The 13,373-nt window shown below is 41.0% G+C and carries 8 protein-coding genes; 6 read left to right on the top strand and 2 right to left on the bottom strand.

Annotated features, from left to right (window positions below):
• The first annotated feature begins 7 nt into the window (after positions 1–7).
• Positions 8–925 carry a myo-inosose-2 dehydratase gene (iolE, locus tag WSC_RS0111380; protein ID WP_016956054.1) on the top strand — a complete coding sequence of 306 codons (918 nt, stop codon included), beginning with the start codon at positions 8–10 and terminating at the stop codon, positions 923–925.
• 26 nt (positions 926–951) lie between these two features.
• Entirely contained in the window at positions 952–1,986 is a 1,035-nt protein-coding gene (locus tag WSC_RS0111375; RefSeq protein WP_016956053.1) for a sugar phosphate isomerase/epimerase family protein, read from the top strand.
• A 31-nt stretch (positions 1,987–2,017) separates the two neighbouring features.
• On the opposite strand, the gene WSC_RS0111370 is transcribed toward WSC_RS0111375, so the two are convergent.
• On the bottom strand, positions 2,018–2,887 hold the full coding sequence (locus WSC_RS0111370; RefSeq protein WP_016956052.1) for an AraC family transcriptional regulator: 870 nt from the start codon (positions 2,885–2,887) through the stop codon (positions 2,018–2,020).
• 147 nt (positions 2,888–3,034) lie between these two features.
• Between WSC_RS0111370 and WSC_RS0111365 the strand changes: the two genes are divergently transcribed.
• From WSC_RS0111365 to WSC_RS22575, 4 genes are read left to right on the top strand one after another with little or no spacing between them, the layout of a single operon-like run.
• Positions 3,035–3,622 (top strand): GNAT family N-acetyltransferase, encoded by a 588-nt coding sequence (locus WSC_RS0111365; RefSeq protein ID WP_016956051.1) that lies wholly within the window; start codon positions 3,035–3,037, stop codon positions 3,620–3,622.
• Positions 3,623–3,628: 6 nt separating this feature from the next.
• Complete coding sequence (locus tag WSC_RS24165) at positions 3,629–5,830, top strand: carbohydrate binding family 9 domain-containing protein (protein WP_016956050.1); 2,202 nt, start codon at positions 3,629–3,631, stop codon at positions 5,828–5,830.
• A 10-nt stretch (positions 5,831–5,840) separates the two neighbouring features.
• A complete protein-coding gene (locus tag WSC_RS22580; RefSeq protein ID WP_016956049.1) occupies positions 5,841–8,441 on the top strand; it encodes an alpha-amylase family glycosyl hydrolase in 2,601 nt (866 codons plus the stop codon).
• A 58-nt stretch (positions 8,442–8,499) separates the two neighbouring features.
• The gene (locus WSC_RS22575; protein WP_016956048.1) at positions 8,500–10,494 is read left to right on the top strand and encodes a cation:proton antiporter; all 1,995 of its coding nucleotides are present in this window, start codon (positions 8,500–8,502) and stop codon (positions 10,492–10,494) included.
• Positions 10,495–10,510: 16 nt separating this feature from the next.
• On the opposite strand, the gene pulA is transcribed toward WSC_RS22575, so the two are convergent.
• A complete protein-coding gene (gene pulA / locus WSC_RS0111345; RefSeq protein ID WP_157447269.1) occupies positions 10,511–13,324 on the bottom strand; it encodes a pullulanase-type alpha-1,6-glucosidase in 2,814 nt (937 codons plus the stop codon).
• Positions 13,325–13,373 lie beyond the last annotated feature (49 nt).

Below are 13,373 nucleotides of genomic sequence, written 5' to 3'. Positions count from 1 at the left end.
GTTTCTCATGAACAAACAAACTATGTTTCCAACCGGCACAATTCAATTTGGTATCACGCCGACAGGCTGGGTAAATGATGACTTTCCCGATATCGATATTGGTATTCCATTTGGGCAAATTGTCAGTGAAATGGCACTTGCAGGATTTGCTGGCTGTAGCCGCGGACATAAATACCCAACCGACACAGCAGTACTAAAACGCGAACTCGACATGCGCGATTTAAAAATGTCTGAGCCTTGGGTAAGCACCTACTTCACCATTAACGATATGTACGAAGAAACCCTAGCTAACTTTGAAAAAGAGATTAAGTTTTTACAAGAAATGCAAAGTGGTGACTTAGTACTTGCCGAATTGGGTGGTTCGTCGCACCAACAACCTATTGCACTAGTACCAAACGCACCGAAATTTAATGACGACCAATGGAAGCGTTTAGCCAATGGACTAAATGAACTCGGCCATAAAGCCAACTGCCAAGGCATTAAAATGTGTTACCACCACCATATGGGCACAGGTGTTATGACCACAGACGAAATTGCGCGATTGGCAGAAATGACAGATCCAGACTGCGTATGTATGTGTTTAGACACAGGCCACCTACATTTTGCTGGCGGCAACTGTTTAGACTTTATCGAATCGTATAGCGACCGAATCAAACATGTGCATTTAAAAAATATTCGCCAAGATGTAATGGACTACAGCTTAGCCAACAACCTTTCGTTTAAAGAGTCTATTTTACAAGGGGTGTTTACTGTACCGGGCGATCCAGACGGTTGTTTAGACTTTAAAGAAATTCTTGAAGCATTAGCCAACAAAAATTATGCCGGTTGGTTAGTGGTAGAAGCCGAACAAGACCCAGCGAAAGCCACGCCTTTATTGTATGCGCAAATGGCACGCAAATACCTTAAAGAGATAACTGGCTTATAAATTCCAACGGATAGGAGTAACAACAGATGCAACAGCATACTGAACTCTATTTTAGTTTTTTTATGTTTGGCTCTAACTTCTCGATTGAAGACCAAAACTTTTTAGACCAAGCCATGGTGCACATTCAAAAGCTAGTTGATATGGGTTATACAGGTTTTGAGTTTCATCCAGGGCGAGAAGACACCACAGCATATGCTTTTCCAACATATGCAGATGAACTAAACGCTTATATCGCCTTTCGACAACGCATGGATGATGCAGGTTTTGCCAACATCAAGGTTGCAACCAATGTAGGTGCAACACCTGATTGTGATCCAAGCTCATCTAACCCAGCAATACGCGCAGCTGGTATTGAATACCTAAAATCCCGCATAGATATCACCGCCGCTTTAGGTGGTGAAATAATGATGGGGCCTATGGTAATTCCGTACGGCGGGTATGTATTTAGCGCTCCCAATGGTCAGCCAGTTTGGAGTGACAAACTGCAAGACGAGCTAGAGCTGAGATACGCTAATGCCCAAGCTTGTTTTGTTGAACTAGGAAAATACGCGCAAACCAAAGGGGTGAAACTAGCAATTGAACCCATAAGCCATTGGGAAACACCAGGGCCAAACAAACTTGCACAACTCATATCATTTTTAAATGGAATTGAAGACCCTACTGTTGGTGTTATTTTAGACAGTGCGCAAGAAACCTTAGACGGTGACGGCCCTGAACTATATAAACAGCAAATTAAACATATAGCCGACCAAGGCCGTTTGCATTATGCCCAAGCCTCACCACCGGATAGAGGTGAACTAGTAAATAGCTGGTTACCTTGGGAAGGCATATTCACGCCAATATTAGAGAGATTCGACGGCCCATTTGCGGTAGAAATATTTAACGCAGTTGGCGCTTTTGATAATGGCCTGCGCCTAACTCGGCGCAAATATTGGATACCAGGTGTGGATGAACCAAACGAATACCCAGACGCCTACCAAGTAGCTCAACAAGCTTATGAAATAACCCAATGTAAGTTGAATAACATTAGGTTGGCTGTTGGAGATAAGGTTAAGCATTGATTACCGATTGAAGGGGCTTTGCCCCTTTTATTTATCCCTCCACCAATTCCCTATACTGGCTCGGTGATACTTTCATCCATTGTTTAAAGCGAGTGGAAAAGTTAAACGGGTTGTCGTAACCAACTAAATCAGCAATTTGTTGAATTGATAGCTGGGTGGTTTTTAATAACAACCCAGCTTTTTGCATGCGTATTTGGGTAATTTTTTGTAGTGGTGAACAAGCAAAAGTTTGCTGGCATAATCTAAATAAATGCGCGCGCGAATAGTTACACTGCTGGCACATGCGCTCTACAGTCCACTTTTGTTCAGGTTGCAACGCCACCTGACGAAACAAAGCTTGTACACGTTTTACGTTTAAATCGACCACTTCTTCTAATTGCTGCAGTTGACGCTTTAATAAAATATAAATTTGCTGAGCATAAGTTTGATGCATTTGTTGCGACAGCACATCGTCGGCAAAACGCTCCTGCAACATGCCTTGCAAAATTTTCACGCATTGCAGGCCTACATCGTCGTAAATTGCAGTTGATGAGCGAATTAACTTAATTTGCAGAGGGAATGATTGCCAAAAACCACCTGCGGGTAAAATAAACCAGACTGTTTGCCAGCCTTGATGCAAACAAGCTTTAAAATTGAACGGGCTACCTGCTGGGATAAACAAAGCGTCACCTGTGTTTATATAGTCAAATTCGGGATAATCTGCATGCCATATCCCACGGCCTTTCACAGTAAATACAACCAAATGCTGTTGTGGCAAAGTGCGCGCTACATGGTAGTCGCCTTCCAATACTGACAAACCGCCCATATAAATTTGCCAGCTTTTTAACGCTGCAAATTCATCGTCCGCTAAATAATGTTCTACGCAGCGCTGACCAAGCTGAATAATATCGCCATTTTGCATCTAACCATTCCCACTTTGTTGTGTAGAAAGAATGATACCAATTCAAAGGCATTAGATAACTAACAAGATGGGCGGCTGCATTCGTATTCAATAACATAGTTGCAACATATAAAAGTAGAATTGTATGTCCAAACTGGAAAACACCTTATGCACGCAACCATAATTAGCAATCAACAAGGCGAACGTTTTGTCTTACGCCAACTAAACCAACAGGATACTGTTGAGCTGGCGCATTTTTTTGCCAGCTTGTCGGATGTTACGCGCAGCCGTTATGCACCGCATCCAATGACTGCGGCGTATGCACATACTTTATGCTCTGACGGCACTTTGATTGCAACTCGATATGTAATCTGCACAGCCAAACAAAATAAAATTATTGGTTATCTGATTTTGGATAATTATTCAGCCGAGTCTTATCCACAAGATGCATCTCGCTACCAAAATTACCAACTCACCTTAAGCGCCAACAGCAAAGTATTTGCCCCTTGCATTGCGGACGATTATCAAAGCAAAAACATCGCCAGTGCGGTTATGCCTGCACTTATTCAGCAAGCTCAATTGTTAGGTGCAGATCAGATAATTTTAATGGGCGGAACACAAAAAACTAACGCTCAAGCCGTGCGTTTTTACCAAAAATCAGGCTTCAATGAGCTCGGCCAATTCACCACTTTAGACAAAAATCAGCAGCCACTAGACAACCTTGATATGGCATTAACCTTAGCGGTAAGAGACTAATTTTTCATGTATCAAAAACTAATAAAAACAATCACTTTAATCTTAACTGCAGGCCTGTTTAGTACATCAGCTATTGCCAATACAATCAGCATTCCAAACTTGTCTGAGCAAATAGTATTAGACGGTCAATTAAACGAGAGTGTTTGGCAACAAGCCGCCGAGTTTCAACTAAATTACGTAACTTTTCCGTACGACAATACGCAAGCGCCAGTAACAACCACAGCATATGTATTTCATGATGCACATTATTTATATGTGGGTTTTAAAGCCAATGACCCTAACCCAGCACAAATTCGCTCGCATTTAAAAGACAGAGATCTAGTTTGGGATGACGATTTAATTGGTTTTAAACTCGACACTTATAACAATGCCAAATTTGCTTATCAGTTTTTTGTTAACCCAGATTCAGTGCAAATTGATTCATTAGAAAACGAGTTTGATAAATCAACCGCTGACGATTGGAATGCTATTTGGCAAGCAAAAACCCAGCTAACCGAATCAGGATATAGCGCTGAATTTAAAATCCCATTTGATCAGCTTAGTTTTGCCGACAGCAAGCAACTGAAAAACTGGCAAATAGAGTTTATTCGTAAATATCCGCGCAACGTTCACTATCAAATATCCAATGTTAAAAAAGACAAAAACCAAGAGTGTGTATTGTGCCAAATGCAAAGTATCAGAGGTTTTGAACAAGCAACCACTGCCAGCCAATTTTTATTTACCCCAACTCTTTCAGCGATTAGCCAAAAACAGCGCCAACGCTTCGACCCAGAGCAATGGCAATCGGACAATCAAGTAGAAATAGGCGCAGATTTAAACTGGCAAATTAGCTCGAACAGCCGGTTAACCGCGACGATTAATCCAGATTTTTCACAAGTGGAAGCTGACAGTGCGCAGCTAGATATCAATAGTACATACGCCTTGTATTTTGATGAAAAACGCCGCTTTTTTGTTGAAAATAGCGACCAATTCGGCAGCTTATTTAACCTATTGCATACACGTAATATTGCTAAACCAGAAGCTGGGGTTAAGTTTGTCAGCCGCAGCCAACAACATAGTTTTGCCACACTGTTAACGAACGACGAATCAACTTTGGTTCAGCTACCCGGCACTTTAGGTTCAAGCATTGTTGAATACCAACAAAAAAGCACTAACGCCGCGGCTCGTTATCGCTTTGATAGCAGCGAAGATTTTAGTATAGGTGCATTTGCAACCTCACGACAAAGCGATGATTACCATAACCATGTAGTAGCGCTAGACAGCAAATATAGCTTAACCGACAGCACCACAATTGAAGGGCAATTTGTTTGGTCTGACACTCAGTATCCAGATGCTTTTGAGCAAACCTCACCCGGCACTGGCGAAGCTTGGCAAATCAAGCTTAACCATAATCAACGCAACTTTTGGTTTAATGCAGAATACCAACAAGTCGCAGAAGATTTTCGTGCCGACTTAGGCCAGGTAAACAGTGTTAATCGCAAATACCAAAAAGTACGTGCGGGTTACGTTGAGTATTTTGCAAATTCAGCTTGGAGCCAGTTTGAATTTTGGGCGGGCGGCGAAAAGAAAAGCACACTCGATAACCAAGCAATTGAAGACAATGTTGAAATTCAATTTAACTTTAAAGGCCCTAAACAATCGCGCATTAGCACAGGTGCAGGCATTCAACACAAAGTTGGTCGATATTTAGACCAAGGTATGTTTAATACCAATTTTGCTTTCTTTTATGGCGAAATGAACCTAACACCTAGCGTATTTAGTAGCGTACTTTTGCTGCGTGCCAATGCAGTCGACTATTTTAATAATAGCCAAGGTGACAAGTTTCAAATTCACCCCATTGTGAAGTGGAATGTAAACAAACACCTCAACATTCAACTCACTCACACATACGAAAATATGGACTCTGGCAGTAACGACTTATACCTAGTTAACCTGTCGGATTTACGCGTGAGCTACCAATATAACCACAGCCATAAAAGCAAACTGTCGGTGGTTTACAACAACCTCAAACAAAATATTCAGCAACAAGAGCTCAATTATCTACAGCACAATCAATCAGTGTCAGCTAAATTTATTCATAGCTGGCGATTTGATGCATTTACCGCAGCGCACTTTGGTTTTTCAATCAATATGCTGGATGACTCTGTATTACAAGGTTTCACCACCCAGCAAAAAGCTGCATTTTTTAAAGTGAGTTACACTTTTTAGGATTTAACCCATGCCCTTAATCAATAAAAACAGACTAACAACCTTAAGCATAACAAGTTTGTTAACTCTAACTTGCAGCAGTTTTGCCAACGAACAACTTGGGCCATTGCATGTGCCCTCACCTGACTGGCGTGAACAAGTGATCTATTTTTTGATGATTGACAGATTTAACGACGGTAACCCAACAAACAATGATCAAGGCGTTGGTGTTTATCAACCGGGGGCTGCAAGTAAATACAACGGTGGTGATATTCAAGGTATTACTCAGCAACTCGATTATTTACAAAACTTAGGCATAACCGCCGTGTGGACAACCCCACATGTTGCCAACCAATGGTACGACCCAATTGCGCAATATTGGGGTTATCACGGTTATTGGGCGCGAGACTTTGATAAAGTAGACGAACATTATGGTACTTTGACCGATTACCAAAATTTGTCACGCAGTTTGCACAAACGTGGCATGTACTTAATTCAAGATATTGTGGTTAATCACACAGGCAATTTCTTTACTTATCAAGGTGAATACAACCCAAATAACCCACAACAAAACTTTGTGCTTAATCACCAATCTATTCCTACGGCTAAACCTGAACAGTTCCCGTTTAATTTGAATAATGCATTACTCGGTAGTGAATTTAAGCAAAACATTTACCATTGGACACCGGCTATTAGCTCAGTAAACGACCCTTACCAAGTTAAACATTATCAGTCTGCCGATTTAGATGACTTAAATACCCAGAACCCACATGTGCGTCACGCACTAAAACAAAGTTATGGTGACTGGATAACTAAAGCAGGTGTTGATGCTTTTAGAATAGACACAGCCAAATACGTTGAAGCCGATTTTTACAACGATTTTATTCACGCTGATGACGGGGTAAGAGCCATTGCCAAAACCACAGGGCGCGATGATTTTTTTACCTTTGGTGAAATATTTAACACATCATTGCCGTACCAAGATGATGGTGAACAAACAATCAAAAAATACCTCAGCGACGACACAACAAAACGGATCGACGCGCCAATCAATTTTCCACTCTACAAAGAAATTGAAAATATTTTTGCTGGCGGTAAACCAACCGCACAACTCAGTTACCGTTTAGAGCTCGCGCAAAAAGTTTATGCCGACACGGGTAAGTTAGTTAATTTTATCGACAACCATGACGTGGTACGTTTTTTACAAGCAGGCAATATCGACGGCTTTAAACAGGCCTATGTTTTATTGTTTACCACACCGGGTATTCCAGTTATTTATCAAGGTGATGAACAAGCGCATATATTGGCACGCCAAACTATGTTTGCTGGTGGCTATGGCTCAGAAGTCAGCCAGTTTAATCCCAACTCAGAAATGTATAAACACATTCAAACTTTGGCAAAATTACGTAAACAGTCGAAAGTATTTACCCATGGCAAGTTGAACATATTAGCTGATAGTGAATTTGGTGCAGGTGTATTTGCTTACCAACAAAGTTATCAAGGTCAATCGGCTTATGTATTAATGAATACCGCCAATGAGCCAGTATTACTCAGCCAAATCAATACCTCGTTAAACCCACAAAAACAGGCAAAACTGCTGTTTAGTTTAAATTTAACCAAAGCCGAAGCTTTAACTAATACACAAGGTTTTACCGGAGTATTACCAGCGCGCTCGGTCGCTGTTTTTTACGCAGAAAAAGGCGCGAGCGCGAATAAACAGATTAAACAAAACAAGCAGAAAAATTGGATAACAAGCAACAAAATTGCCAAAGAGTTTATAAATCAAAACCAAGCTAGCATCAGTGGTCAAGTGAGCCAAGCGAATGCAAAATTGTTGCGAGTAATAGACGGCCGTTTAAGCAATGCCAAAGCATTTACCGCAGATAAAAATGGAGCTTGGCAAGTTGACCTACCAGTGAATGATTTAGGCAGTTACCCACATTCTATTGAAATATATTCACCAGAATTGAATATCAGCAGCGAAAAGCAGTTATATAAGGTTAGTTATCAACAAGGCAAACAAATCACCCAACAAGATCCAACTGGGGATGACAAAGGGTTAGCCAATCAATACCAATTAGCCGGTTATCAACAAAATGCCTGTTATCTGGATATTCAATCGGCCAGCGCTAAATACGCAGGTAAAAACTTACAACTAACACTCACCATGTGTGATATCTCGACTGATTGGGCGCCACCCAATGGTATGGATCACTTGGCCTTAACTGTGTTTATCGATTTAGCTAATAAAACAGGCGCTACCTCGCTGCCTAAATTAAATGCGACTATGCCAGCCGGATTAAATTGGGATTTAGCCAATAGCTTATTTGGTTGGGGCAATTATATTTTTACCAATACAGGAGCATCAGCAGAGCAAGATGGTGAAAAGTTTAGTTACGCGCCAGACATTCAAGTAGATAAACAAGCAAAAACCATTACGCTAACCTATCGCGGCGAGTTTTTGGATGTTGAACAATGGCAAGCTAGTCGCATTTATGTAACTACCTGGGATAAAGATGAAAAAGGCGAATATCGACATATAAGTGACCAAGCCGCCGAATGGAGTTTTAGTTTAAAAGCACAAACAAACCAACGCAGCAAAATTGCCGATGCAGTGTTAATTAAACTTTAAGCTAATAAAACCTCAAAGTAGGCTACACTTAGCCAGTAGCCTACCGTGGAGGTTGATTATGCTTGAGCATGTTGGTGTGCAAATACTGTTGTTTGTTAGCGTTACTTTGTTAGTTGGGGTAACTTTGCGCCACATGCTTAAACGGGTTGCTATACCTTACACAGTCGCCTTGCTGATAGTCGGTATTTTATTTGGTTTAGTTTACCGTTTTGACCATAGCAATATGCCGGCTTTGTACAATCAAACTGTGCAACTTGTTGCTAACATTGACCCCCATTTAATTTTATTTTTGTTTCTCCCCACACTAATTTTTGAATCTGCTTACGCTATTCAAACCCATTTGTTTAAACGTACCTTTAGCCAAATCGCCCTGCTGGCCGTACCAGGTTTGATCCTTTGTACCAGTATTACCGCTGTATTTGTTAAATATGTATTCCCATGGGATTGGAGCTGGCCAGTCTGTTTTATGTTTGGTGCACTGATCAGTGCAACCGATCCTGTTGCCGTGGTCGCGCTACTTAAAGAACTCAGTTCACGCAAACGCTTAGAAACCTTAATTGAAGGTGAGTCATTATTAAACGACGGTACAGCCATCGTATTATTTACCTTGTTTTATAGCATGTTAAGTGCAAACCATGCCGCCGACATTACTGCGTTAGAGGTTATTGGCGACTTTACTTGGGTTGTTAGTTTTGGCTTTTTAATTGGCTTAGCAGGCGGCTGGCTTATGATATTGTGGTTAGGCAAAATTTTTAATGATCCGTTAATTGAAATAACCTCATCTATCGCCACCGCCTATCTAGTCTTTTATATCGCCGAAGGGGTCTTTCATGTTTCGGGGGTAGTTGCCGTCGTCACTTTAGGTGTGCTGTTAGCAGCTCAAGGGCGCACGCGCATTTCCGCCGAAGTAAAACACTTTTTGCATCAGTTTTGGGAGCTCATGGCCTACCTAGCCAACACGCTTATTTTTGTGTTGGTTGGCATTATTGTTGCAGTAAAAATACGTTTAAATGACCCTCAAGCTTGGTTAATGCTGACCATTTTGTATCTTGCCGTTTTAGTAATTCGTGGGGTTTCTATCGTATCTCTCTCACCGATTCTAAAACACATAGGTATAGGCATTACTAAAGATAAGTCGTTAGTGCTAATTTGGGGGGGATTACGTGGTGCAGTTGCATTAGCATTGGCTTTATCTGTCGTACAAAGCGACCATATCGCACAAACCATAGGTGAACAAATTCTGTTTTTAACCGCAGGCATAGTGGTGTTAACCATAGTCATTAACGGTGGCACCATTCGTTTATTGTTAGAAAAACTTGGCCTTAATAAGCTACCTGAAGCCAAACAAAAAACCGTCGACAAAGCAGAATTACATATTCAACTCAGTTTGCAAAGAGAGATAGAAAAACTGCGTAAAGATGAAAATTTTGAAGCTGCCGATTGGTCGATTATTTTGCAACATGAGCATATCAACAAACTGATAACCGAAGAAGAAATTGATCATTTAACCAAAGACGAGCATGAGCTGACTGTCGCTTATAAACGACGTATTTTAGAAGCTGAAAAGCGCTTTTATTGGCAACAATTCGACCAAGGCATGTTGAGTATCAAAGCTGTGCAAATACTCAACGAAGCAGTTGAACATGCATTAGATGGTGAGCCTAGCATTTACCCACGCAAAGAAATTTATCTAGAACCTATAGACGACAGTAATTTTGAACTGACATTTTATATCGCGCACAGTTTTATCCAAGCACAAAAAAGTAACTGGAGACATTTGAGTGACTTAGAAGCACCAAAACATATTTATCAGTTAATCGCCCAGGAGCTTGAGCAAAACATTGAACAAATGCAGCATTATTTACATGCAATTAATCAGTTTGAACCTGAACGAGTAAAACAAATTCAAACCCTGCTCGCCACCCGCGTACTACTCAATAAACGCCGACATAAAATAACAGACCTTGCCGAACAAGGTGTACTTGAACCAGCAGAATCAGAAAAACTGCTGGCAGATATAGACGAGCAAATACATAAATTGGCGCTCGGATAATAACAATTAAGTGACACTAATCCTTATGAGAAGTCATAAATACAGCAACCGTTAACCCTGGTACAATAAAACGGCCATCCAATGCTTTTGCCTGCTGCACACGTTTATCCACACCATTTTTCTGCACAGGATGCAAACGATACAACTTGGCTGATGGATATCGCAAATCAATTTGCTCAGTCCCATGATTAAAAATAACCATCAACGACTGGCGTTTATCCAGCACTGGCTCACCATAAAAGTCAGAAACTTTCATCGCAATTACACCATCAACAGCATTTGGACCAGTATTATGAAAAGTCACTTTATCCATAACCTGTTTTTCCGTAGTTAAACGGAACAACTTATTTTCGCTGCGAATGCGTAAAAACTCTTGGAAAACCATAGCGCTAAACTCAATATCCGCAGCTTTAACTAAATCACGCCCTTGGTTTTCTTTTAGTAGAGTGCGAATAACATCCCAGTTATCTTTGTCTTTGACCTCAGGCGGTAAACCGACATGATAATTGTTCGATTGTTTAGCAAAGTCGACCGCATTAAACCAATCACCATAATCATAACTATCACGCAGAAACGACTTAGAACGCAATAAATCAGACCCCATATGAATAAACGGAATACCCTGCCCCATCAAAGGGTAAGCTAGAGCTAACAACTGCATACGCACTCTATCTTCAGTTGCAACATGATAGGCAATACGGTACTGATTATTATCCCACAAAGTTTGATTATCGTGTTTCGACACATAATTAACAGTGTCAGCCGGATCTAACGCGTAACCAGTTGGCGCGCCACCATAATCAACCTCAGCGCCAGTGACCCACAGGCCTTGTTCATTTTTAACTTTAAAGTTAGCTAAATTACCGGCTAAACCAATACGCGCTTGGTTCATTGATAACAAATATTCGTCTTTTTGTTTATCTTCTGGCTGCAACTCATTTGGAATGACATACAAACCATTCGATAAACCTTGGCCACGGCGGATCCACTCTCCACCATCAAAAGGTGCCCCTCCTCGTACAGCGTCACGCATACGGTCAGTAAATGTACCGATTTCAGTGCCAGATAACTCAGTTTGAATCGCTTGGACAAATTGTGCATTGTTGGCGACTTCGCCAAAATTCCAACCTTCACCATAAAAATAAGTGTCAGGGTCAACCGTGCGTACAGCTTCACGTGCAACTAACATAAGCTCTTTTGGTTGATGACCCATTAAGTCAAAACGAAAGCCATCAATTTTATAATCACGCGCCCAAACCACCAGCGAATCTACCATAAGTTTGCCCATCATCACTCGTTCACTTGCAGTATTGTCACAGCAAGTTGATTGTTCAATCGCACCAGTAATTGGATTCAGTCTGTGATAATAATTTGGCACAATTCTATCTAATACAGATTTTGGGTTTAACCCAGCTTGAAAAGTATGGTTATACACAACATCCATAATCACGCGAAAACCTAACCCATGTAAGGCTTGCACCATCTCTCTAAACTCAACAATACGTGATGTGCCTTCAGGGTTTATCGCATAACTGCCTTCTGGCACAGTGTAATGGTAAGGATCGTAACCCCAGTTATATGGATCAGCAGCGCGAATTTGTTCAACAACGGCTTGTACATCAGTCGATAAAGGATCCATGCTGGCAAATACTTCACGCACAGTTTTATGCTGAATTTCGCCGCGACTACAAATATGCACTTCAGGGAACATACGGCATAATTCACCAATAGTTTCGTCCAATTCGATCACTTGCTCTGCGGTTTCGTTAATAGAACCCAGATCATAAGTAGGTAATAAGTGCATGACATTTAAACCCGCTTTACGCAAAGCTTTTAAATGATTTATAGATACAGAATTGGTTTCTAAAAAGGCTTTATATTTACCTTTATATGCGGGATCAGATAACGTATTGTCAGAAGCACTAAAGTCACGAATATGTGATTCATAAATAATCAAATCTTCCGGCGCAGCAACCACAGGAACAGTATGAGTTGCCCAACCTTCAGGCATAGTTTGTTGAGCGGTTAAATCAACCACTTGGCTGTATAAACTATCGGTCGATAAACTCAAGGAGTATGGGTCGGTCGCTTCTGTTACCAGCACTTCCTCTGCAGACGGTTGATATTGGGTTATTTGGTATTTGTAATATTTGCCGACTAGCGACTTATCAATTTCAGTCGACCAAATACCCGAATTGTTATCGAATGCCAAAGTAACCGGCACAGCGCTAAATGGTGTTTTATCGGCATTAAACAGCAACAAGCTAACTTGTTTCGCCAAGGGCGCCCAAAGCTTAAAAGAGACATTTTGTTGATTAACGACCGCGCCTAAATCTGCCACTTCATCCGCGTCATTTGCGCCGCGCGTATACAAATCGTCTAATACAAAACCGCTTTGCACTGTATTAATTGCTAAAAGATTTTCATTTTTATCAAGCTGAACAACCACAACTTTATCACGCAACCAATGTTTAGCTTCGGCAGGGGTTATTTGCACTGAATAATTAGTAAAGTCTTTCAGGTGAGGATACAAACCTTGCAGGTTATCTTGTGCAGCAATTAAAGGAATTGCCGATGGCATAGCTTTAACCACGGCTTGCTCGGGTGCTAACGAATAATCATCAATTTTAACCAGATATAAATTTGCGCTGTTTTGCGCTTGTTTAACTTTTATTTGTGTTGTTGTTAGCCAATGCGCCGCAGCATTTAGTTCAAGCTGCTGGGTATCAGCCGATACACTTTGTGGTTGCTGTTGTTCACAGCCAGTTAGCGGCCACATCAAGATGGCCGCGCTTATCAATGAAACTGTCAATTTGGTATTTTTATTCATGCTAGTAACAATTCATCTAAATTAATTTAACTAAGCATGAGCCATAGTA

Origin of the sequence: Catenovulum agarivorans YM01, from assembly GCF_000281085.1 — a bacterium.
GTDB lineage: Bacteria > Pseudomonadota > Gammaproteobacteria > Enterobacterales > Alteromonadaceae > Catenovulum > Catenovulum agarivorans.
The sequence above is the reverse complement of the archived record's forward strand: the minus strand, read 5'-3'. Positions and strand labels throughout refer to the sequence as shown.